The sequence below is a fragment of the Streptomyces sp. NPDC002785 genome (assembly GCF_040295565.1).
Lineage (GTDB): Bacteria > Actinomycetota > Actinomycetes > Streptomycetales > Streptomycetaceae > Streptomyces.
Map to the genome: position 1 here is coordinate 17,365 of NZ_JBEOVN010000054.1, position 21,332 is coordinate 38,696.

24 protein-coding genes, 1 tRNA gene and 1 riboswitch are annotated in these 21,332 nt (G+C 68.1%); of the genes, 8 read left to right on the top strand and 17 right to left on the bottom strand.

Annotation, left to right across the window (positions count from 1 at the left end; genetic code table 11):
- Positions 1 to 10 precede the first annotated feature (10 nt).
- Positions 11 to 2,398, top strand: coding sequence for a transglycosylase domain-containing protein (locus ABTZ94_RS15755; protein WP_351201396.1), 2,388 nt, complete (start codon positions 11 to 13; stop codon positions 2,396 to 2,398).
- Here the strand turns inward: ABTZ94_RS15755 and ABTZ94_RS15760 are convergent.
- From ABTZ94_RS15760 to ABTZ94_RS15770, 3 genes are all read right to left on the bottom strand, one after another.
- Positions 2,392 to 2,712 (bottom strand): DMT family transporter, encoded by a 321-nt coding sequence (locus tag ABTZ94_RS15760; RefSeq protein WP_351201398.1) that lies wholly within the window; start codon positions 2,710 to 2,712, stop codon positions 2,392 to 2,394. The two genes, ABTZ94_RS15755 and ABTZ94_RS15760, sit on opposite strands and share 7 nt — an antisense overlap.
- Positions 2,713 to 2,752: 40 nt before the next feature.
- A riboswitch (guanidine-III (ykkC-III) riboswitch) is annotated at positions 2,753 to 2,817 on the bottom strand.
- Positions 2,818 to 2,872: 55 nt separating this feature from the next.
- Positions 2,873 to 3,211, bottom strand: coding sequence for a GroES family chaperonin (locus ABTZ94_RS15765; RefSeq protein ID WP_030923137.1), 339 nt, complete (start codon positions 3,209 to 3,211; stop codon positions 2,873 to 2,875).
- Between the two features lie 61 nt (positions 3,212 to 3,272).
- Positions 3,273 to 3,590: a DUF3618 domain-containing protein gene (locus tag ABTZ94_RS15770; RefSeq protein ID WP_351201400.1), complete on the bottom strand. Its 318-nt coding sequence runs from the start codon at positions 3,588 to 3,590 to the stop codon at positions 3,273 to 3,275.
- 129 nt (positions 3,591 to 3,719) lie between these two features.
- Here ABTZ94_RS15770 and bcp point away from each other — a divergent pair, with 129 nt between their 5' ends.
- Positions 3,720 to 4,187 (top strand): thioredoxin-dependent thiol peroxidase, encoded by a 468-nt coding sequence (gene bcp / locus ABTZ94_RS15775; protein ID WP_351201402.1) that lies wholly within the window; start codon positions 3,720 to 3,722, stop codon positions 4,185 to 4,187.
- Between the two features lie 155 nt (positions 4,188 to 4,342).
- A tRNA-Leu gene (locus tag ABTZ94_RS15780) sits at positions 4,343 to 4,426 on the top strand.
- Between the two features lie 54 nt (positions 4,427 to 4,480).
- Here ABTZ94_RS15780 and rdgB read toward each other — a convergent pair.
- From rdgB to ABTZ94_RS15800, 4 genes are all read right to left on the bottom strand, one after another.
- Positions 4,481 to 5,089 carry an RdgB/HAM1 family non-canonical purine NTP pyrophosphatase gene (gene rdgB, locus ABTZ94_RS15785; protein ID WP_351201404.1) on the bottom strand — a complete coding sequence of 203 codons (609 nt, stop codon included), beginning with the start codon at positions 5,087 to 5,089 and terminating at the stop codon, positions 4,481 to 4,483.
- Positions 5,090 to 5,110: 21 nt separating this feature from the next.
- Positions 5,111 to 5,503, bottom strand: a complete 393-nt coding sequence (locus ABTZ94_RS15790) for a DUF8711 family protein (RefSeq protein WP_351201406.1) — start codon at positions 5,501 to 5,503, stop codon at positions 5,111 to 5,113.
- Positions 5,504 to 5,627: 124 nt separating this feature from the next.
- Positions 5,628 to 6,365, bottom strand: a complete 738-nt coding sequence (gene rph / locus ABTZ94_RS15795; protein ID WP_351201408.1) for a ribonuclease PH — start codon at positions 6,363 to 6,365, stop codon at positions 5,628 to 5,630.
- A gap of 120 nt (positions 6,366 to 6,485) precedes the next feature.
- Positions 6,486 to 6,719 (bottom strand): PTS sugar transporter subunit IIB, encoded by a 234-nt coding sequence (locus ABTZ94_RS15800; RefSeq protein ID WP_014156020.1) that lies wholly within the window; start codon positions 6,717 to 6,719, stop codon positions 6,486 to 6,488.
- A 222-nt stretch (positions 6,720 to 6,941) separates the two neighbouring features.
- Here ABTZ94_RS15800 and ABTZ94_RS15805 point away from each other — a divergent pair, with 222 nt between their 5' ends.
- Positions 6,942 to 8,252: a PTS transporter subunit EIIC gene (locus tag ABTZ94_RS15805; RefSeq protein WP_351201410.1), complete on the top strand. Its 1,311-nt coding sequence runs from the start codon at positions 6,942 to 6,944 to the stop codon at positions 8,250 to 8,252.
- Positions 8,253 to 8,432: 180 nt separating this feature from the next.
- On the opposite strand, the gene ABTZ94_RS15810 is transcribed toward ABTZ94_RS15805, so the two are convergent.
- On the bottom strand, positions 8,433 to 9,185 hold the full coding sequence (locus ABTZ94_RS15810; protein WP_351201412.1) for an MBL fold metallo-hydrolase: 753 nt from the start codon (positions 9,183 to 9,185) through the stop codon (positions 8,433 to 8,435).
- 177 nt (positions 9,186 to 9,362) lie between these two features.
- Here ABTZ94_RS15810 and ABTZ94_RS15815 point away from each other — a divergent pair, with 177 nt between their 5' ends.
- On the top strand, positions 9,363 to 9,869 hold the full coding sequence (locus ABTZ94_RS15815) for a type II toxin-antitoxin system PemK/MazF family toxin (RefSeq protein ID WP_351201414.1): 507 nt from the start codon (positions 9,363 to 9,365) through the stop codon (positions 9,867 to 9,869).
- A gap of 212 nt (positions 9,870 to 10,081) precedes the next feature.
- Here the strand turns inward: ABTZ94_RS15815 and ABTZ94_RS15820 are convergent, their stop codons facing one another.
- The 7 genes from ABTZ94_RS15820 to clpS form a co-directional block, all read right to left on the bottom strand.
- Positions 10,082 to 11,032, bottom strand: a complete 951-nt coding sequence (locus ABTZ94_RS15820) for a PLP-dependent cysteine synthase family protein (protein WP_351201416.1) — start codon at positions 11,030 to 11,032, stop codon at positions 10,082 to 10,084.
- Positions 11,032 to 11,310 carry a MoaD/ThiS family protein gene (locus tag ABTZ94_RS15825; RefSeq protein ID WP_030971063.1) on the bottom strand — a complete coding sequence of 93 codons (279 nt, stop codon included), beginning with the start codon at positions 11,308 to 11,310 and terminating at the stop codon, positions 11,032 to 11,034. The genes ABTZ94_RS15820 and ABTZ94_RS15825 overlap by 1 nt, the downstream gene beginning before the upstream one ends.
- A 104-nt stretch (positions 11,311 to 11,414) precedes the next feature.
- On the bottom strand, positions 11,415 to 11,540 hold the full coding sequence (locus ABTZ94_RS15830) for a putative leader peptide (RefSeq protein ID WP_268250412.1): 126 nt from the start codon (positions 11,538 to 11,540) through the stop codon (positions 11,415 to 11,417).
- Between the two features lie 144 nt (positions 11,541 to 11,684).
- Positions 11,685 to 12,116, bottom strand: coding sequence for a M67 family metallopeptidase (locus tag ABTZ94_RS15835; protein ID WP_351201419.1), 432 nt, complete (start codon positions 12,114 to 12,116; stop codon positions 11,685 to 11,687).
- Between the two features lie 289 nt (positions 12,117 to 12,405).
- Positions 12,406 to 13,845, bottom strand: a complete 1,440-nt coding sequence (locus ABTZ94_RS15840) for an amino acid permease (RefSeq protein WP_351201421.1) — start codon at positions 13,843 to 13,845, stop codon at positions 12,406 to 12,408.
- 372 nt (positions 13,846 to 14,217) lie between these two features.
- Positions 14,218 to 14,802, bottom strand: a complete 585-nt coding sequence (locus tag ABTZ94_RS15845; protein WP_351201423.1) for a DUF2017 domain-containing protein — start codon at positions 14,800 to 14,802, stop codon at positions 14,218 to 14,220.
- 45 nt (positions 14,803 to 14,847) lie between these two features.
- A complete protein-coding gene (clpS, locus tag ABTZ94_RS15850) occupies positions 14,848 to 15,162 on the bottom strand; it encodes an ATP-dependent Clp protease adapter ClpS (RefSeq protein WP_351201425.1) in 315 nt (104 codons plus the stop codon).
- Between the two features lie 78 nt (positions 15,163 to 15,240).
- Between clpS and ABTZ94_RS15855 the strand changes: the two genes are divergently transcribed.
- Together ABTZ94_RS15855 and ABTZ94_RS15860 are read left to right on the top strand one after the other, a co-directional pair.
- Positions 15,241 to 16,569, top strand: coding sequence for a nicotinate phosphoribosyltransferase (locus tag ABTZ94_RS15855; RefSeq protein WP_351201427.1), 1,329 nt, complete (start codon positions 15,241 to 15,243; stop codon positions 16,567 to 16,569).
- Positions 16,570 to 16,804: 235 nt separating this feature from the next.
- Positions 16,805 to 17,389: a nicotinamidase gene (locus ABTZ94_RS15860; protein WP_351201429.1), complete on the top strand. Its 585-nt coding sequence runs from the start codon at positions 16,805 to 16,807 to the stop codon at positions 17,387 to 17,389.
- An 87-nt stretch (positions 17,390 to 17,476) separates the two neighbouring features.
- On the opposite strand, the gene ABTZ94_RS15865 is transcribed toward ABTZ94_RS15860, so the two are convergent.
- Together ABTZ94_RS15865 and ABTZ94_RS15870 are read right to left on the bottom strand one after the other, a co-directional pair.
- Positions 17,477 to 17,812 (bottom strand): hypothetical protein, encoded by a 336-nt coding sequence (locus tag ABTZ94_RS15865; protein ID WP_351201431.1) that lies wholly within the window; start codon positions 17,810 to 17,812, stop codon positions 17,477 to 17,479.
- A gap of 318 nt (positions 17,813 to 18,130) precedes the next feature.
- A complete protein-coding gene (locus ABTZ94_RS15870; protein ID WP_351201433.1) occupies positions 18,131 to 20,530 on the bottom strand; it encodes an immune inhibitor A domain-containing protein in 2,400 nt (799 codons plus the stop codon).
- Between the two features lie 371 nt (positions 20,531 to 20,901).
- On the opposite strand from ABTZ94_RS15870, the gene ctaF reads away from it, so the two are divergent.
- Positions 20,902 to 21,332 (top strand): aa3-type cytochrome oxidase subunit IV (ctaF, locus tag ABTZ94_RS37855; protein WP_502967250.1); only part of this gene is annotated, 431 nt, incomplete at its 3' end.

Sequence of the window (21,332 nt, forward strand, 5' to 3'; positions counted from 1 at the left end):
CTGCACGGACATGAGCGACGAGCCACAGCAGCCGAGCGAGGAACACGAACCCCGGGGCTGGGACCCCACAGACCCGTCCGCCCACGGCAGCAACAGCGGCAACAACGCAGAGCAGGACGGCGAAGCCGACGAGGCGAAGAAGCCCAAGCGCACCGGCTGGCGCCGCGCCGTCCCCACCTGGCGAATGACCCTCGGCACCGTCCTCGTCGTCGCCCTGCTCCTGGTCGGCGGCTTCATCGCCGGATACCAGCTCGTCGACATCCCGCCCGCCAACGCCAGTGCCACCGCACAGTCCAACGTCTACCTCTACAAGGACGGCAGCGTCATCGCCCGCTCCGGCGAGGTCAACCGGGAAAACGTCAAGCTCGCCCAGATCCCGCTCACCGTCCAGCACGCCGTCCTCGCCGCCGAGGACCGCGACTTCTACTCCGAACGGGCCATCGACCTCAAGGGCATGGCCCGCGCCACCTGGAACACCCTCACCGGCAAGGGCAAACAGGGCGGCTCGACCATCACCCAGCAGTACGTCAAGAACTACTACCTCGGCCAGGAACAGACCGTCATCCGCAAGATCAAGGAGCTCTTCATCGCGGTCAAGCTCGACCGCGAGGAGTCCAAGAACCAGATCTTCGAGGGCTACCTCAACACCAGCTACGTCGGCCGCAACGCCTACGGCATCCAGGCCGCCGCACAGGCCTACTACGGCAAGGACATCGGCCACATCACCACCGCCGAGGGCGCCTACCTCGCCTCCCTGCTCAACGTCCCCAGCGCGTACGACGTCGTCGCCCACCCCGAGAACAAGGCCGCGGCCCTCGCGCGCTGGAACTACGTACTCGACGGCATGGTCAAGGAGAAGTGGCTCGACGCCCGCGAACGCGCCGCCATGAAATTCCCCGTACCCGGCAAGGTCAAGCTGCCCACCGGGCTCTCCGGACAGCGCGGCTACATCGTCCAGGCCGTCGAGAACTACCTCACCAGCAACGAAATCGTCGACGAGAACACCCTGGCCACCGGCGGCTACCGCATCACCACCACCCTGGAGAAGAAGAAACAGAACGCACTCGTCAAAGCCGTCGACGACAACGTCACGTCCCAGACGAGCACAGACCGCGAGGCCGACCGCAACGTCCGCGCCGGCGGCGCCTCCATCGACACCGGCACCGGCCGGGTCGTCGCCATGTACGGCGGCGTCGACTACACCAAGCAGTTCGTGAACAACGCGACCCGCCGCGACTACCAGGTCGGCTCCACCTTCAAACCGTTCGTCTTCACCTCCGCCGTCGCCAATGGCGCCACCGCCCAGGACGGCCGGCGCATCACCCCCAACACCATGTACGACGGCACCAACAAACGCATGGTCCAGGGCCCGAACGGACCCACCGGATACGCCCCCGCCAACGAGGACGACATCAGCTACGGGCCCATCACCGTCCGCACCGCCACCGACAAGTCCGTCAACGCCGTCTACGCCCAGATGGCCGAGGACGTCGGCCCCGACAAGGTCAAGCAGACCGCCATCGACCTCGGCATCCCCAAGAACACCCCCGACCTCACCCCATATCCGTCCGTCGCACTCGGCGTCGCCACCGCCAGCGTCCTCGACATGACCGAGGCGTACGCCACCCTCGCCAACCACGGCAGACACGGCGCGTACACCCTCGTCGACAAGGTCAGCAAGGGCGGCGTCGACCTGGAACTCCCCGGCAGGAACACCAAGCAGGCCGTCAGCCGCGAAGCCGCCGACACCACCACCGCGATCCTCCGGAGCGTCGTCGAGAGCGGCTCCGGCACCGCCGCCCAGAGCGCCGGCCGCCCCGCCGCGGGCAAGACCGGCACCGCCGAGGAGGACAGGGCAGCCTGGTTCGCCGGCTACACCCCCGACCTCGCCACCGTCGTCGCCGTCATGGGCCAGGACCCCGACACCGGTGTACAGAAACCGCTCTACGGAGCACTCGGAATGGCCCGCATCAACGGCAGCGGCGCGCCCGCCCAGGCCTGGGCCCAGTACACCGAGGCCGCGCTGCGCGGCACCACGGTCACGGACTTCGGCCTCAGCCTCGAAAGCGGCGCCGAAGAAACCGCGGAGCCCACCGAGGAGAACTCCAGCCCCGGCAGCACCGGGACACCGTCCGAATCCCCCTCCGGCACACCGCCCAGCAGCACCGGGAGCATCGGGCCCAGCGGCCCGCCGGGCCCCGGGAGCAACGAACTCGCCACCAGCGGCGCGGACACCAGCGGGCCGACCGGCGGCGGAACGGAAATCGGCGGCATGGAGAACGGCGGCGGATACAACGACGGCGGGTACAACGGCGACCCCCGCGGCGGGGACAACGGCGGCGGAGGCGGCTACGACTTCCTCCCGGGCGCCCCCGGCATGCCGGCGCCGCGTCAGTGACCCGAGGTCGCCTTCAGCCCCACCACGGCCACCAGCAGTAGAGAGACAAAGAAGATCCGGGCGGCGGTCACCGGCTCACCCAGCACCACCATGCCGAGAACCGCCGCCCCGGCCGCGCCGATACCGACCCACACGCCGTACGCCGTACCGATCGGCAGCGTCTTCACCGCATGGGACAGCAACACCATGCTCATCACGATCCCGAAGCCCGTGAACACACTCGGCCACAGCCGGGTGAACCCCTCGGTGTACTTCATCCCGATCGACCAGCCCACTTCGAGCAGACCGGCGACAACCAGCAGAACCCACGCCATGACGGAACCTCCGACGAAACAGAACACGCGAACAACACGGGGTGCGTCGTCTTTTCATAGCCCGGTACGGCGCGTCTCGTCGGGGTCACACCACCGTAGCAAAGAACATACAAAAGGCCTGGTGACACTGGTCACCAGGCCTTTTCACAACTGCTGCCGACTACAGATACAGCCCGGTCGAATCCACCGACCCCTCGAACCGGTCCGCCGCCACCGCATGCAGATCCCGCTCGCGCATCAGCACATACGCCACACCGCGCACCTCGACCTCCGCACGGTCCTCGGGGTCGTACAGCACCCGGTCGCCCGGCTCCACCGTCCGCACGTTCTGGCCCACCGCAACCACCACGGCCCAGGCCAGCCGGCGGCCGACCGCAGCCGTCGCCGGAATCAGAATGCCGCCACCCGAGCGCCGCTCACCCTCCGGCGTATCGGAACGGACCAGCACACGGTCGTGCAGCATGCGGATGGGCAGCTTGTCGTCGGTGTTCTCGCTCACGCCCCGCAACCTACCTGTCCGCCGCAGCTCCACACGCCTCCGGGGTGCACGGACCGCGACATCAGTTCTTCCGCCGCCGCTTCGACACCACGAGACCCACGACACCCACCGCGAGCAACGCCGCCGGAATCACCCGCTCCAGACGCGGAGCGCCGTCCTCGGACACAAACTGCGCCTTCACGTCCGACACCGTCCGGTTCACCGCGACAAAAGCCCGCCCGGCCGTCCGGTCCATGGCCTCGGCGGCCTTGGCCTTCGCATCACCCATGATCGTCTTCGGGTGCACCCGCACCCCGATCTCATCGAGCACCCCTGCAAGCTGCTCACGCCTGCTGATGATGTCCGCCTCGATCTGCGCAGGGGTCCTGGCATCCGACACTGCGCCGCCTCCGTGGTCCTCGTCCGGTCAAACCTTCATCCACAGTCTGTCAGCTCGACCACCCACGTACCCGGCGGCACCCCTATTACGCTCGGTCCCGTACACCCCACGTGCCACCTGAGGAGAACCATGAGCGAGCGACTCCAGCCCGGCGACACCGCCCCCGCCTTCACCCTCCCCGACGCCGACGGCAACGACATCTCGCTCGCCGACCACAAGGGCCGCAAGGTCATCGTCTACTTCTACCCGGCCGCCCTCACCCCCGGCTGCACCAAGCAGGCCTGCGACTTCACCGACAACCTGGACGTGCTCGCCGGCGCCGGATACGACGTCATCGGCGTCTCCCCCGACAAGCCCGAGAAGCTCGCCAAGTTCCGCGAGAAGGAAGACCTCAAGGTCACCCTGGTCGGCGATCCCTCCAAGGAGACCCTTGTCGCATACGGCGCCTTCGGCGAGAAGAAGCTCTACGGCAAAACGGTGACCGGCGTCATCCGCTCCACGATCGTCGTGGACGAAGAGGGCAAGGTCGAACGAGCCCTCTACAACGTCAAGGCCACCGGGCACGTAGCCAAGATCATCAAGGACTTCGGGATCTGACCCGCGCCTATCCGGCCGTCACCCTGGGCCATGTCTTCTTCCCGTCCGGGAACGACACCACCAGCTCCTCCGGCCGCGGCCCGGCACCGGACCCGAGGTTCTGACCCCGTACCTGTCGGCCCGCAGGCACACCCCGGTAGCATGTCTGACGGCTGGCGGCGGTGGTGCAATGGCGACACAGCAGACTTAGGATCTGTGGCCCGTGAAACGGCTTGAGGGTTCGAATCCCTTCCGCCGCACAGTAGACGGCCTGCGAATCAAGTCCCTTGGTTCGCAGGCCGTTTTCGTACCCGTTACGCCCGGCCCACCAGCTCCCGCACCACCGGCACCAACGCCCGGAACGCCTTCCCCCGGTGGCTGATCGCGTTCTTCTCCGCCGGGGTCAGTTCCGCGCAGGTGCGGGTGTCGCCGTCCGGCTGGAGGATCGGGTCGTAGCCGAAGCCGTTCGTGCCGGACGGGGTGTGGCGCAGGGTTCCCACCAGGCGGCCCTCGACCACGCGTTCCGTGCCGTCGGGGAGGGCCAGGGCCGCCGCGCAGGCGAAGTGGGCGGCGCGGTGCGGGGCGTCGATGTCGGAGAGCTGGGCCAGGAGCAGGTCCAGGTTGGCCCGGTCGTCGCCGTGGGTGCCGGCCCAGCGGGCGGAGAAGATGCCGGGGGCGCCACCGAGTACGTCCACGCAGAGGCCGGAGTCGTCGGCGACGGCGGGGTGGCCGGTGGCCTTCGCGAGGGCGTGGGCCTTGAGGAGGGCGTTCTCGGCGAAGGTGACGCCGGTTTCCTTGACGTCGGGAATGTGGGGGTACGCATCCGCGCCGACGAGCTCGTGGTCGAGGCCTGCGTCGGCGAGGATCGCGTGGAGTTCGGTGATCTTCCCGGCGTTGCGGGTGGCGAGGATGAGGCGGGTCATGTCACCCAGTATCGGGGGTGGTCAGGGTGCGCAGACCTTGCCGATCTCCTTGGCGGCGTCGGTGACCGGGGTGATGTCGAGGGTGGCGTCGCCCTTGTCGATGGAGTCGCGGACGTTGCCGACGCCGGACTGCAGGTCGTCGACGGCCTTGCCGAGGTCGGCGTTGTCGGTCTCGTCGCCGAGGTTGCCGAGTTCCTTCTCGATGGCGTCGAGGGCTTCGGATGCCTGGGTGGGGTCGTTCGAGGCGTTGGAGACGGCCTGTTGGAGGTTGTCGACGCTGGTGGCGATGGCGTCGGCGGTGCGGACGCAGTCGAGCGCCTTGTCGACGGCGCCGCAGCCGGCTGTCGCGGTGAGGGTGAGAGCGGTCAGGGTCAGCGCGACGGTGATGCGGCGGCAGCGGGTGGCCTTGGCCATGGTGCGGTTCCTCCCCAGGTGCGGATGTGCGGACGGGCGCACGGTTCGACCCGTGCGCCCGTGTTCGTAACGACGCGTTGTGGTGCGTATTTGGTTGCTTCTTTACCCGAGCCGGGCGAGGGCGTTATTCGCCGAGGGTGCGGGCGAGGGCGTCGTTCTGGAAGACGGTGAGGTCTGCGCAGCCGGCCGTGGCGAGGTCGAGGAGGGCGCCCAGTTCCTTGCGGTCGAAGGGCGTGGTCTCGGCGGTGCCCTGGACCTCGACGAAGCGGCCGTCGCCGGTGCAGACGACGTTCATGTCGGTCTCGGCGCGGACGTCCTCCTCGTAGCGGAGGTCGAGGAGGGGGGTGCCGTCGACGATGCCGACGCTGATCGCGGAGACGGTGTCGGTCAGCGGCTTGCGGCCGTGCTTGACGAGCTTCTTGCGCTGGGCCCAGGTGACGGCGTCGGCGAGGGCGACGTAGGCGCCGGTGATGGCGGCGGTGCGGGTGCCGCCGTCGGCCTGGAGGACGTCGCAGTCCAGGACGATGGTGTTCTCGCCGAGGGCCTTGTAGTCGACGACGGCGCGCAGTGAGCGGCCGATGAGGCGGCTGATCTCGTGGGTGCGGCCGCCGATCTTGCCGCGTACGGATTCGCGGTCGCCGCGGGTGTTGGTGGAGCGGGGCAGCATGGAGTATTCGGCGGTGACCCAGCCTTCGCCGCTGCCCTTGCGCCAGCGCGGGACGCCTTCGGTGACGGAGGCGGTGCAGAAGACCTTGGTGTCGCCGAAGGAGATGAGTACGGAGCCTTCGGCGTGCTTGCTCCATCCGCGTTCGATGGTTACGGGGCGGAGCTGTTCGGGGGTGCGGCCGTCGATACGAGACATGGCGTCGACTTTATCGGGTGCGGGGGTGGCGCCCATTCGGGTGCGGCGCAGGCCCCGTCCGGGTGGGCAGGGCCTGCGTGGTACTGAGCGCTTCGGCTCAGCGGGGGGTTCGCCGGCTGGTCACATCATGTCTTCGATGTCGGCGGCGATGGGGTCGGCATCGGTGCCGATGACGACCTGGATCGCGGTTCCCATCTTGACGACACCGTGGGCTCCGGCGGCCTTGAGCGCGGCTTCGTCGACCTTGCTGGGGTCGTGGACCTCGGTGCGCAGGCGCGTGATGCAGCCTTCGATCTCGTCGATGTTCTCGATACCGCCGAGCCCGGCGACGATCTTCTCAGCCTTGCTGGCCATGGCCTTCTCCCTGGTTGTTCACATGCGTGCGACGGCCCACCGTGGGTCCGTTTCGTCACCGTAACGCACGTTTGGCCCAGCTTCGCGAGCGGGCGACTGGACCGTCCTCAAAGATGACGATCACCGGCGCCCTGCCTTCCAGACGGGTTACGCACCGTACCTCAACTGGTCTACACCAGTTTGCAACGACCGCCGAGCACGCCTTGTTCCGGGAGAATGCCGATGAGCTCCAGCAGCGCCGCAGTGCCACGGAAGACGTGGTGGAACGGCCTCTTCCAAGGCCTCCAGAAGATGGGACGCAGCCTCCAGCTCCCGATCGCCGTCCTCCCGGCGGCAGGCATTCTCAACCGACTCGGCCAGCCGGACGTGTTCGGTGACGAGGGCCTGGGCTGGGACAGTGCCGCCGCGGTCTTCAAGGCCGCGGGCGGCGCGCTGCTCGACTCGGGGCTCGGCCTTCCACTGCTGTTCTGCATCGGCGTCGCCATCGGCATGGCGAAGAAGTCGGATGGTTCGACCGCGCTCGCCGCGGTGACCGGCTTCCTCGTCTATTACGCGGTGCTGCACGCCTTCCCGGTGGACTGCGCACCCGGTTCGGCGTTCACCTCGGGCGGCACCTGGTCCGGCACCTGCGTCACCAAAGGCGCCAAGGTCACGGCCGCGGAGTACCAGAACCCCGGAGTGTTCGGCGGAATCGTGATGGGCCTGCTGTCCGCCTGGTTCTGGCAGCGGTACCACCGGGTCAAGCTGGTGGACTGGCTGGGCTTCTTCAACGGCCGCCGGCTCGTCCCGATCATCATGGCGTTCGTCGGCCTCTGCTTCGCGGCGCTCTGCGCGTGGCTCTGGCAGCCGATCGGCGACGGTCTGACCAGCTTCTCCAAGTGGCTGGTGGACCTGGACTGGGTGGGCTCCGGCATCTTCGGTGTCGCCAACCGCGCACTGCTGGTCATCGGCCTCCACCAGTTCCTGAACACATTCGTCTGGTTCCAGTTCGGCGACTTCACCAAGCCGGACGGCACGGTCGTGCACGGTGACATCAACCGGTTCCTGGCGGGCGACCCGACGGCCGGTCAGTTCACCTCGGGGTTCTTCCCGATCATGATGTTCGCCCTCCCGGCGGCGGCGCTGGCGATCTACCACTGCGCCAAGCCGCATCGCCGGAAGGCGGTCGGCGGCATGATGCTCTCGGTCGGCCTGACGTCCTTCGTGACGGGGATCACCGAGCCGATCGAGTACTCGTTCCTCTTCGTCGCACCGCTGCTGTACGCGATCCACGCGGTGCTCACCGGTGTCTCGATGGCGGTGACCTGGGCGATCGGGGTCAAGGACGGCTTCAGCTTCTCCGCGGGCCTGATCGACTACGTCATCAACTGGAGCCTGGCGACCAATCCATGGCTGATCATCCCGATCGGCCTGGCCTTCGCCGTCGTGTACTACGTGATCTTCCGGTTCGCGATCACCAAATTCAATCTCCAGACTCCGGGCCGGGAGCCCGACGAGCTGGAGGCGGAGATCGAGAGGAACCTCACGAAGTAGCACTTCAGCATGGCTTTCGGCCCGGCCGGAGCAGGCCCTCGGACCCTTGCGATCCGGGGGCCCTCGCCATGTCACCGAGAGTGGGTGATAGCTAATGCGAAGTAGTCGGAAATTGCAGGTTCCTTATCCCTCATGTTCATCGCCCCGGCGCTGTACGCGACCGCTGGTCCTCGCAGACCGCTACACCTCGTAGACCGCGCCCGGTGCCGCCACCTCCACCGGCCCGCCGTAGAGCAGGCGGGCATCGGCCAGGTTGCGGTCGGCGTCGGTCCACGGCGGGATGTGGGTGAGCACGAGCCGCCCCACTCCGGCGCGGGCGGCGATGTCGCCCGCCTCGCGACCATTGAGGTGGAGGTCCGGGATGTCCTCCTTGCCATGGACGAACGACGCTTCGCAGAGGAACAGATCGGCGCCCTCGGCAAGTTCGTCCAGGGCCTCGCAGACACCTGTGTCGCCGGAGTACGTGAGCGTGCGGCCGCCGTGCTCGATCCTGATGGCGAAGGAGTCGACGGGGTGGCAGACCTTCTCCGTACGGACCGAGAAGGGGCCGATCTCGAACGAGCCCGGCTTCAGCGTGTGGAAGTCGAAGACCTCACTCATCGACCGCTCGGACGGGGTGTCGGCGTGGGCGGTGGTCAGCCGCTGCTCGGTGCCGTCGGGACCGTAGACCGGGATGGGGGCGGGACGGCCGCCGTCGTGCCGGTAGTAGCGGACCACGAAGTACGCGCACATGTCGATGCAGTGATCGGCATGCAGGTGGCTGAGGAAGATCGCGTCGAGGTCGTAGAGACCGACATGGCGCTGCAGCTCGCCGAGGGCGCCGTTGCCCATGTCGAGGAGCAGCCTGAAGCCGTCGGCCTCTACGAGGTAGCTCGAACACGCTGATCCCGCGGACGGGAACGAGCCCGAGCAGCCGACGACGGTGAGCTTCATGGAGCGTGAACCTCCGAGACGTGGGAACGGGGAGGGTTCGTGCGGTCTGTTGAGCGGTTTGTCGAGCGTAAAGCGCGAAACAGCCGGTCGCTCCCCCGCGGCCGTCCGTTGTGGGGGAACTCACCTGCTCTGTCACCGGTTCGATGGAAGAGGTGGGGACGCCGGTACGGTCGGGACATGGACATGTCCTGGTGGTGGATCGCGTTTGCCGTTGTCGTGCTGCTCGCGCTCGTAGCGGCGGTTGCCGATGGGCGGGGGCGGGGTGGGCGACGGCCCGGAGGTCGTTCCGGCAGGTCGGCGGGTACGCGCTCCGGTGGGCGTCCGGCCGGGCGGACGCGTCCGCCGGCGGGGCCCGGGCGTGGGCCGGAGCCGGAGCGGAGGCCGCGGCCGGGTGAGATCTGGTGGGCCGGGGTGCCGTACGAGGACGGGCCCGGGGTGAAGGACCGGCCCTGCCTGGTGCTGTCGGTACGGGGTGACTCGGCGCTCGTCGCGAAGATCACCAGCAAGTATCACGAGGAGCGGCCCGGGGTGATCGCGCTGCCCGCGGGGACGGTGGGGGATACGCGGGGGCGGGAGAGCTTCCTGGAGACGGACGAGTTGCGGGAGGTTGCCGTGCGGGGGTTCCGGCGGCGGGTGGGGGTGGTGGATCCGGAGGTGTGGGAGCGGGTGCGGAAGCTCGGGTGAGGTGGGGGCGCCGGCCGGAGGCGCGCGGCTGTGGGGCGCCTGCGGCGGGGCTGTTCGCCTGTCCGACCCGTCCCGTGGCCGGGGCTCCGTCCTGGACCCCGCGCCTCTCGAACGCCTGCGAAGCCGAAAGACGTCCTCGATCGCCGGACAGGCCGGTTCTCCCGTCCGGCGATCGGGTGCGGGGGTAGGGCGAAATATGGGCGAAATACGCCCTACGCCCAGAGCTGGCCGTGCAGCGCTTCGATGGCGGCTTCTGTTGTCGAGGCCGTGTAGACGCCCGTCGACAGGTACTTCCAGCCTCCGTCCGCGACGACGAAGACGATGTCGGCCGGCTCCCCCGCCTTGACGGCCTTGTTTCCCACTCCGATCGCGGCGTGGAGCGCGGCGCCGGTGGAGACGCCTGCGAAGATGCCCTCCTGCTGGAGGAGTTCGCGGGTACGGGTGACGGCGTCTGCCGAGCCGACGGAGAAGCGGGTGGTGAGGACCGAGGCGTCGTAGAGCTCGGGGACGAAGCCCTCGTCGAGGTTGCGGAGCCCGTAGACCAGGTCGTCGTAGCGCGGCTCGGCGGCGACGATCTTGATGTCGGGCTTGTGTTCGCGCAGGTAGCGGCCGACGCCCATGAGCGTGCCGGTGGTGCCGAGGCCCGCCACGAAGTGGGTGATGGACGGGAGGTCGGTGAGAATCTCCGGGCCGGTGGTCGCGTAGTGGGCGCCCGCGTTGTCCGGGTTGCCGTACTGGTAGAGCATGACCCAGTCGGGGTGCTCGGCGGCCAGCTCCTTGGCCACGCGTACGGCCGTGTTGGAGCCGCCCGCCGCCGGGGAGGAGATGATCTCGGCGCCCCACATGGCGAGCAGGTCGCGCCGTTCCTGGGAGGTGTTCTCCGGCATGACGCACACGATGCGGTAGCCCTTGAGCTTGGCCGCCATGGCGAGCGAGATGCCGGTGTTGCCGCTGGTGGGCTCCAGGATGGTGCAGCCGGGGGTCAGCCGGCCGTCCTTCTCCGCCTGTTCGACCATGTGGAGCGCGGGGCGGTCCTTGATCGAGCCGGTGGGGTTGCGGTCCTCCAGCTTGGCCCAGATGCGGACGTCGTTCGACGGTGACAGTCGCGGCAGGCGGACGAGCGGGGTGTTGCCCACCGCGGCAAGCGGGCTGTCGTACCGCATCAGTTCATGCCGCCGGCGACGGCCGGGAGGATGGTGACGCTGTCGCCGTCGCTGAGCTTGGTGGAGATGCCGTCGAGGAAGCGGACGTCCTCGTCGTTGAGGTAGACGTTCACGAAGCGGCGGAGTTCGCCGCCGTCGACGATGCGCTCACGGATGCCGTTGTGGCGACTGTCCAGGTCCGTGAAGAGGTCGGCGAGGGTCTCCCCGTTGCCCTCGACAGCCTTGGCGCCGTCGGTGTAGGTGCGGAGGATGGTCGGGATGCGGACCTCGATGGCCATGGCGTGGGCTCCTGTCGAAAGCGAAGAGGTGGCGTGGGCGCGCGGCTCTGCCCCCGCGCAGGGGTTGGTGCGTGACGAATGGGTGCTCGGGCCGCGAGCCCGGCTCAGGCCTTGCGGCCGGCGGGCAGGCGGCTCGTACAGATCGCGCTGGAGAGCCTGCACAGGTCGACGTGCAGCCGCGCGACGAGCAGCATGCCCGGCGTCTTGTCGCTCACGTCATGGGGAACCATGCGGTCATCGTATCGATTCCCGGTCCGCAATCCGGAATGTGATCTCACCTGATGGATAGTCGGTGTTCGACAGATGGACGGGACCGTGGCGGGCCCGGTCCCGTCCGGCCGGTGGAGTGCCGGGTCGGGCGGTGCGCGAGGAGCTCAGGCGGCTTCGTACGCCTCGACGACCTCGACGTCCTCCTCGGTGATCTCGCCGTCCACGATCCGGTAGGAGCGGAACTGGAAGGGGCCCGCGTCGTCGGTGTCCGCGGTGGAGACAAGGACGTAGTGGGCGCCGGGTTCGTTGGCGTACGTGACGTCGGTGCGGGACGGGTAGGCCTCCGTCGCGGTGTGCGAGTGGTAGACGATCACCGGCTCCTCGTCACGGTCGTCCATCTCCCGGTAGAGCTTGAGGAGGTCGCCCGAGTCGAACTCGTAGAAGGTGGGCGAGCGGGCGGCGTTGAGCATGGGGATGAACCGTTCGGCGCGGCCGGTTCCGGCCGGTCCCGCGACCACGCCGCACGCCTCGTCGGGGTGGTCGGCGCGGGAGTGCGCGACGATCTGGTCGTAGAGCGCCTGGGTGATGGTCAGCATGGCGCCAGGATAGGCGGGCCCTGGACCGGGGAGCGGGGGGAGGAGCGGGACCTGGTGCGTGCGATCGCACGGCGGAGAAGGGAGTCGTGGCGGAGCCATGTCGGCCGACGACAGCGCCGCGAGCGTGCGTATCAGGACCCGCGACGCCGCTGCCCGGTCGACGGACGGCCCGCCTTCGCGTGCGGGCCCCGGCGTACCGAGGTGTGGTACGCCGAGGCCCGCATGGTGGACGCGGCCGGTGGGGCGGCCTGTCGTCCGGGGATGGCTCGGGGTTTGTACGGAGGTGGCCTCAGCTCCTCGCGAAGGCCTTGTTCTCGGGGTTACGGGCCTTGAGCACCAGGTACGAGACGCCGAGGATGACCGCCCACAGCGGGGCGCAGTACAGCGAGACCCTGGCGTCCTTGTCGATGCCCATCATCACGATGACCATGCCGATGAAGGCCAGCGCGAAGATGCTGGTGAACGGGGCGCCGGGGGCCCGGAAGCCGGACTGCGGGAGGACGCCGCGGCAGGCGAGGCCGCGGTAGCGGATCTGGCAGATGAGGATCATGATCCAGGCCCACATGCCGGAGATGGTGGCGAAGGAGACGACGTAGGTGAAGGCGTCACCGGGCCACTGGTAGTTGATCCAGACGCCGACGAGCATCAGGGCTGCGGAGAAGGTGGTGCCGATGAGGGGGGTGCCGCTCCTGGTGAGCCGGGTGAAGGATTTCGGGCCCTGGCCGTTGAGCGCGAGGTCGCGGAGCATGCGGCCGGTGGAGTACATACCGGAGTTGCAGGAGGAGAGGGCGGCGGTCAGCACGACGAAGTTGACGATGCCGGCGCCGATGCCGAGGCCCATCTTCTGGAAGGCGGCGACGAACGGCGAGATGCCGGGCTGGAACTCGGTCCACGGAACCACGGAAAGAATCATGATGAGCGCGCCGACGTAGAAGACGGCGATGCGCCACGGCACGGTGTTGATGGCCTTGGGCAGGACGGTCTTCGGGTCCTTGGACTCGCCCGCGGTGACGCCGACGAGTTCGACGGCGAGGAAGGCGAACATCACGATCTGCAGGGTCATCAAGGTGCCCGTGATGCCGTGCGGGAAGAAGCCGCCGTCGGCCCAGAGATGAGTGACGGACGCGGTGTCCCCGGCGTCGGAGAAGCCGAGGGTGAGAATTCCGGCGCAGATGAGGATCATGCCGACGATGGCGGTGACCTTGACCATCGAGAACCAGAATTCGAGTTCCCCGAAGAGCTTTACGGAGATCAGGTTCACGCCGTACAGGATGATCGTGAAGATCAGTGCCGACACCCATTGAGGAATGTCGAACCAGAACGTCATGTACTGGGCGGCCGCGGTGACTTCAGTGATTCCGGTGACGACCCAGAACAGCCAGTAGGTCCAGCCGGTGACAAAGCCGGCGAAGGGGCCGATGAATTCGCGGGCGTACTCCGAGAAGGAGCCCGACACCGGGCGGTACATGAGGAGTTCACCCAGGGCCCGCATGATGAAGAAGATCACCAGGCCCGCGATGGCATAGGCCAGGATGAGGCTGGGCCCGGCCTTGGCGATCGCCTTTCCCGCGCCGAGGAAGAGGCCGGTGCCGATGGCCCCGCCGATGGCGATCATCTGGATCTGACGGGCGCCGAGGGCCCGCTGGTACCCCTCGCCCGCCGCGCCGGTATCCGCGGCCGCTGCAGCCTTGCGGCCGTCTTGTCCCTTGTCCACCTGCGCCGATGTCATGTGCTGCGCCTTTCTCCACGCCGATCCGCGCCGTTGAGGCTGCGGATCGGGTCCTGATCCCCCCGGATATGGATGGAGTGCCGCCGGCGGTCGCCGGCCTGTAGCGCCCTCGGGAACAGAGGTGGCGTCCCCGAGCGGTTGTGAAGATTTATCACGGACACATGGGTGGATCGCCGGACATTATGTGGTGCACACCATAGGAAAAAGCGGACAAGAGTTTCCAGCCACCACAAAAGAGACTGTTCGGGTGACGGGATCGTTATTCAGATTTGAGCGTCCATTGAACGAACGCGACGCACGAGTGGCCAAGAAGCCCGTGAACGAGCACTCGGGAAGTCCGTGAGCGGGTGATCGGAAATCCGTACGCGGGAACTACGGCATCAGGGTTTCCACGAGGGTTTCCTGGAGCGCACCGAGCCAGAGATAGGCCATGACCATCGGCTTGCGCGGGTCGCTGTCGGGAAGCCTGTAGAGCGAGCCGGCCTCGCCCTCGTCGTCGTCGGAGACCTCAAGACGGGTGCCGATGGTCAGCCGGAGGTCATTGAGCGCACCGAGCCAGTTGCGGCATTGGTCGCCGGTGAGCTCCAGTACGGCGTCGCCGTCCTCGGTGACGGAGAGAGCGTCCAGGGTGCGTACGACGGTGAGGGCGTCTTTACGCTTACGGGTGCGCAGATCATTCTCGGTGAAGCGGCGGAACTCCGCGGAAGCGGCGCGCAGTTCACTGTCCTCGTCGCCGTACGCCTCGGGAAAGAGCCGGGCCAGGGCGGGGTCGGTGGGCGGTTCGCTGGGCCCCTCGGCGAAGAGGGCGGCGAGCGGATCCTCGCCCTCGGCGGGTTCGTCGCCGGGGCCGATCAGTTCCAGCAGCTGGACGGCGAGGGAACGCAGGATCGCGATCTCCACCTCGTCGAGCGCGACGGCCGCGCCGCCGTCGGGGGTGGCCTCGAAGTGGCCGGCCATGGGTTTTCTCCGATGGTGGTTCGGGCGGGGCAGAGGAGGATCGGTCTAGTTGCGGTCCTGCGTGAGGGTGGCCCACAGCCCGTAGCCGTGCATGGCCTGGACATCGCGTTCCATCTCCTCGCGACTGCCGCTTGAGACGACGGCGCGGCCCTTCTGGTGGACGTCCAGCATCAGCTTGTGGGCCTTGTGCTTGGAGTAGCCGAAGTAGGCCTGGAAGACATAGGTCACATAGCTCATGAGATTGACCGGGTCGTTGTGGACCAGCGTCACCCAGGGGACGTCGGGCTCGGGGACAACGAGACTCTCCTCGGCCGATTCGGGACGCTCGATCTCAGTGGGGGCGACGCTCACCCACCCCATGCTGCCACCCGAGAGCGGTCATCGCACAAACGACCCGAGATCTCGTCACTCTGACGACATAGGGGTAGCATCCGGAACATGAACTCTGTGGACCTTGGGCGACGGGTCGGTGTGCCGTCGACCGCGCTCTTCACCGACCAGTACGAGCTCACGATGGTGCAGGCCGCCCTGAAGGCCGGCACGGCGGACCGGCACTCGGTCTTCGAGGCGTTCACCCGCCGGCTGCCGGAGGGGCGGCGCTACGGCGTCGTCGCGGGCATCGGACGAGTGCTGGACGCGGTGGAGAACTTCCGCTTCGACGACGAGATGCTCACCTTCCTGCGCGAACAGAACGTCGTCGATGAGCCCACGCTCGCCTGGCTGGCCGACTACCGCTTCAACGGTGACATCTGGGGCTACCCGGAGGGCGAGGTGTACTTCCCCGGCTCGCCGATCCTGCGGGTCGAGGGCTCCTTCGCCGAGTGCGTGCTGCTGGAGACGGTCATCCTGTCGATCCTCAACCACGACTCGGCGATCGCCGCGGCGGCGTCGCGGATGTCCGCCGCGGCGGGCGGGCGCGGGCTGATCGAGATGGGTGCGCGGCGCACCCATGAACTGTCAGCGGTGGCGTCGGCGCGTGCCGCGTACATCGGCGGCTTCGACACCACATCCGACCTGGCCGCGGGGTTCCGCTACAACATCCCGACCGTCGGAACGAGCGCCCACGCCTTCACGCTGCTCCACGACACCGAGCGCGACGCGTTCCAGGCCCAGGTCGACTCGCTGGGCCGGGGCACGACGCTGCTGGTCGACACGTACGACGTCGCCGAGGCGGTCCGTACCGCGGTCGAAATCGCCGGGACCGAGCTGGGTGCGGTACGGATCGACTCCGGGGACCTGCTGCTGCTCGCGCACCGGGTACGGCAACAGCTGGACGAGCTGGGCGCCACCGGGACGAAGATCGTGGTGACGTCGGATCTGGACGAGTACGCGATCGCGTCGCTGGCCGCGGCACCGGTCGACGCGTACGGAGTGGGCACGCAGCTGGTGACCGGCAGCGGGCAGCCCACCTGCTCCATGGTCTACAAGCTGGTCGCCCGCGCCGGGTCCGCCGACCCTGCGGAGCCGCTGTGCCCGGTCGCCAAGAAGTCGCTCGGCGCGAAGACGTCGGTGGGCGGTCGCAAGTGGGCCGCGCGCCGGCTGGACGAGAACGGGGTGGCCGAGGCGGAGGTGGTCGGCACCGGTCCCGTACCGGCGGAGCTGGCCGACCGACAGCTGCTGGTCGAGCTGGTCAGGGGCGGTGAAGCGATCGCCCGTGAGCCGTTGGACGCGGCCCGTGAGCGGCACATATCGGCGCGGGCGGGGCTGCCGATGTCGGCGATCCAGCTGTCCCGCGGTGAGCCGGTGATTCCCACGGAGTACGTGTGAGGGGACGGACGAGGGGAAGGTGACCGGGGCCGTCCGGTGGCCATTTCGCCCTCACTCTCCCTCCAAGGGCATGGGAGGGGCCGCTCGACGGGCTCGGTTCCACTGCCGGTCGGTCTGAGGCCGCCCCCCATTTACCGGTCGGCATTTACCGGTCGACCCGAGCCGCTCCGGAGTCTCTAGGCTCGAATACGGCCCCCCATGACCACCGACCGTCCCCCACCGAAGGACACCCGCCATGCACCGCGCCTTGATCGTCGTGGACGTTCAGAACGACTTCTGCGAGGGCGGCAGCCTCGCCGTGGCGGGGGGCTCCGATGTCGCCGCCGCCATCACCGACCTGATCGGCGAGGCCCAGGCCGGGTACCGCCATGTCGTGGCCACCCGTGACCATCACGTCGACCCGGGCAACCACTTCTCCGCGCAGCCGGACTTCGAGCACTCCTGGCCCGCGCACTGTGTCGCCGGTACGGAGGGGGTGGGCTTCCACCCCAATTTCGCCCCGGCGGTCGCCTCGGGGGCGATCGACGCGGTGTTCGACAAGGGCGCCTACGCCGCGGCGTACAGCGGCTTCGAGGGCCTCGACGAGAACGGCGTGGGGCTGGCCGACTGGCTGCGGGACCGCAGGGTCACCGAGGTCGACGTGGTCGGCATCGCGACCGACCACTGCGTGCGGGCGACGGCGCTGGACGCGGTCCGGGCCGGCTTCACGACGCATGTGCTGCTCGACCTGACCGCGGGGGTCGCCGAGGAGACCACGGAGCGGGCGCTCGAGGAGCTCCGCAGGGCGGGCGTGAAACTTTCCGGGAAGCCTGCGGTTTAGCCGGGCGAGAACTGCCGCGGCTCCTCGCTGCTCTCACCCGCTCGCGCCCGTCACCACCGGCAGCGAGGCCGGTGACGCCCCTGCGCCTCAGGCCGGGCGGCGGGCCGGTACGGCCGGGCGGAGCAGCGCTCGGATCGGATGCCAGAGCTCCTGGGCCTGCTGCGGTCTCGCTCGCCAGAGCACCCCGTCCGGGTGGTGCAGCACGGCGGTGATCTCGTCCGGGGTGGGCGGCTCGGCATTGCCCCGGAGGTAGACGGCGCGCAGGCCCAGATTGCGCAGCCGGGTCAGCGCGCGAGCCCGGTTGACGGCGTGCACCAGGACCCGGACCGGAGTGCCCGGGCCCGTTCCGTCCGTTGGACCGGTCAGGGTGATCGCCACCACCACACTGCCGTTCGGCAACTTGCTGAACCCTCCGCCTGCCATACTCCGCGCTCCCCCGTGAGACGTTGTGTCAATAAGACCGACCGGCACATGGGGGGCGGCGTCGCGGGGCTGGGCACGCACATCTGCCGCGTTGTCGTCAATCACCAACTCCCCCATAGCCCGAATGGCATGGGAGGGACCCCCGTCGCGTTGGCTCGATCCTCCGCCTTGCAGCTGCACGCACCCAGCCCCGCTCCTACTCCCACCCCCCATGTGCCGGTCGGTCTAAGGATCTGGTCAAGACGCACCTAAACACGATCGGCCGCCGCCCGCTAGAGGGCGACGGCCGATCAAGCTCTGACCTGCGGTGATGCGGGGTTACTTGTGCGAGGCCCCGACCTTGACGATCATCTTCGAGCCGTCGCGCGGCTCGCTGACGATCGTGATCCGGGTGTTCGTGTCAGCGACCTGAACACTTCCGGTCTTGTTTTCCTTGTACCAGTAGGTGCCCTTGTGGTCGTCGAAGACCGGGATGCCGAGCTGAGGCTTGATCTGCACCGGCGCATCGGCGTTGTGCAGCGTGAAGCCGTCGGTCGCGTACCGGCTGAAGGGCGCGTCGAAGGGCTGGATCTTGTTGCGCATGACCGTGCCGTCCGCCCACTTCAGCGGCTTGGCGTGCGAGTCGACCGGCAGGATCAGGCCCTTGCCCGGGTGGGTAAAGACGTTGTTGTCCTTCTGGGAGGTGTCCCAGAGCCAGACGAGCAGACCGTTCTGGTACGGGTAGTGCTCGACCCAGTCCGGACGGGTCTTGGAGAAGCCGAAGTTGTACGGGCCGACCTTGAGGGTCCGGTCGTAGCTGACGTACTGGCGGTTCTCCGCGATGTAGTACTGCGGGTAGTCCTTGGTGAACGACTCACCGACGCGGGAGAAGCCCTTGGCGGTCCAGCCGTTGTCGTCGCCCTCGGCGTTGTCCGTGAAGAGCGCGGAACCGTCGGCGTTGACCGAGATGGTGTCGGCCGCGAAGCCGATGCCGCCCGCGCCGCCGTCGGTGGCGTAACGGAAGCGGATGTCGATCTTCTTGCCCGCGTAGGCGTCCAGCGAGTACGAGAGCTTCTGGTACTTGCCGTTGACGCCGGTCAGGGCCGGCTTGTCACTGGCGTCGCGCGGGATCGCCTTGCCGTCGGCCGTGCCGTCGATCGCGGTCCAGCCGGCGCCGCCGTTTTCCGACACCTCGGTGTAGAGGAAGTCGTAGTCCTTCTCGATGTCCCACCAGCCCGAAAGGTCCAGGGACGCCTTGGACTTGCCGGTCAGGTCGACCGAACGGGACAGCGTGTTGTTGAGGTTGTCACCCATGCCGCTCCACCACTGCTTGGAGCCCTCGGCGGGCTTCGTGACAGCGGTGGTGACGGGCTTTTCGGGCAGCGTGACGAGGAGCGCCTGCTTGTCCTTGGTGTTGTACTCGGACACGCCCAGCTTGTGCGTGGAGTTCGTCGCGGCCTTGGCCTCGCCGTAGTTGAGCCAGCCCAGCTGGAGCTTGTCCCAGGCGGTCATGTCGCCGGGCAGGTCACCGATCTGGTTCTTGCCGGTGCCGAGCCAGGAACCGGCCGACATCAGCGACCAGAAACCGACCGAGTTCTCGGCGCGGTTGGTGGTGTCGTACAGGTCGGGCAGGCCCAGGTCGTGGCCGTACTCGTGGGCGAAGACACCCAGGCCGCCGTTCTCGGGCTGCGCGGTGTAGTCGCCGACCCAGAGGCCGGTGTCACCGATCTCGGTGCCGCCGGCCTTGTTGTCGGCCGGGCCGGTCGCACCGGCGTTGGTGCCGTACGCGTACCAGCGGTGTGCCCAGATGGCGTTCTCGCCCTCGACGCCGCCGCCCGCGGACTCGTCCTCACCGGCGTGGACGATCTGGAAGTGGTCGATGTACCCGTCGGGCTCGTTGAAGTCGCCGTCGTTGTCGTAGTCGTAACGGTCCCACTGGTCGTACTGCGCCAGGTCCGTCTTGATCTGCTCGGGGGTACGGCCCTTGGCCTTCTGGTCGGCGGCCCAGGCGTTCACGCCGTCCCTGATCATGTCCCAGGAGTTGGCGCAGTTGCTGGAGCCGCAGTAGTTGGACCCGTAACGGGCCTCGTTGTACGGCACCTTGACCCAGTCGGAGACCTCGCCGTCGACCGAGTAGCGCCCGGAGGACGTCTTCTCGTAGTACGTCTTCAGCGAGTTCTTGCCGGCGCCCGTACCGAAGTAGAGGTCCTGGAAGTGCGCCTGGTTGTAGTCGGCCTGCCAGGCGGTGCTGTTGTCCTTCTTGGGGTCCGGCTTGGCTATCTTGTTGTGCGCCGGGCCGGGTGTGCCGCCGTACTTCGGGACGGCCGGCTCGGGGCCGTCGCCGTCCGGGTCGAACATGGTCGTGTTGTCGACCTTGTCGCCGAACTCCACCAGGACGGTGAAGATCTTGTCGGTCTTCTCGCGGCCGAGCTCGACGTACTTCTTGTCGTCGAGCTTGACGACCTTGGAGCCGCCCCGCTTCGACACCTTCTTGTCGCCCGCTATGACCTGCTCCAGGGCGGCCTGACGCTGGGCGTCCTGCTGCTTGCTGAAGGGGCCCTGCAGGTCGTGCGTGGTGCCCTTGGCCGAACCCGGGTCGCGGCGCTCGACTACGGACGACTTCGCTCCCGATGCGTGTTCATCCGCCTGGGCAGTGGCGAAAGCCGATGCCGTGGCGGCAGTGGCGGCCATGGCCACGACAACCGCTGCGGCGCGAAGCGCCCGTCTGTTAGTGGTCACTTGATGCAGTCCTCCCCGGCGTCCGCGGCTGCGGCCTGGGGTGGTGTAAAAGGGCCGCGCGCGGATACGCGTCACAAGTGACGACATTCGACCGGAGTTACACGGGAAAAGACAGACCTTGACTTGAACAGGCCAAGTGCACTATGCAGGAGCACATTTCCGTTATCCGGACGTTCACCGTGCAGGAAACCGGCGCGTCACGGACTGCGGTTGGAGAGCGAAATGACTCCGTGCGCCCCCCGCGCACCGGTACCGCGGGTTAGGTGATGCTTACTGCCGGTTCCTCAGGGGCATCCACCGTCGTAGAGTCGCTCGACAGTGCGACTGTGTTGAGAGACTGCCCATCCGATGCCCCGAGGACGGATACCGACATGCCGCGCATCACTGCTGCACAGCTCTCCTACGGTTCGGTCACCGTCGTCTTCTCGACCCTCGCCATGCTGTTGCTCTCCCGTACGGCTTCGGGCCTCGGCATCGCCGTCATCGGGACCGCGGCGCTTGCGCTCGGCCTGCTGGTGGCCATGACCGTACCCCACTCGTCCCGGGCGAAGCCGGCGAAGGCCGGGGCCGCGGTCCGCATGAACCAGGATGCGGTCTCCGCCGCCGTCGAGGCCGAGGGCCTCGCCCGCGACGGAGCCCAGACCTCCATCCCGGCGGCCCGCACGGCCGAGCAGCGTGCTGCGGCGCGTGTGGACGAACTCCTGGGAGCCATCACGTACGGCGTGTGGTCGAAGGAGCCGGCCGGTACCACCGCGCTCGTCCTGGGCTTCGGCCTGAGCGTCATGATCGGCTTCTACCTCGC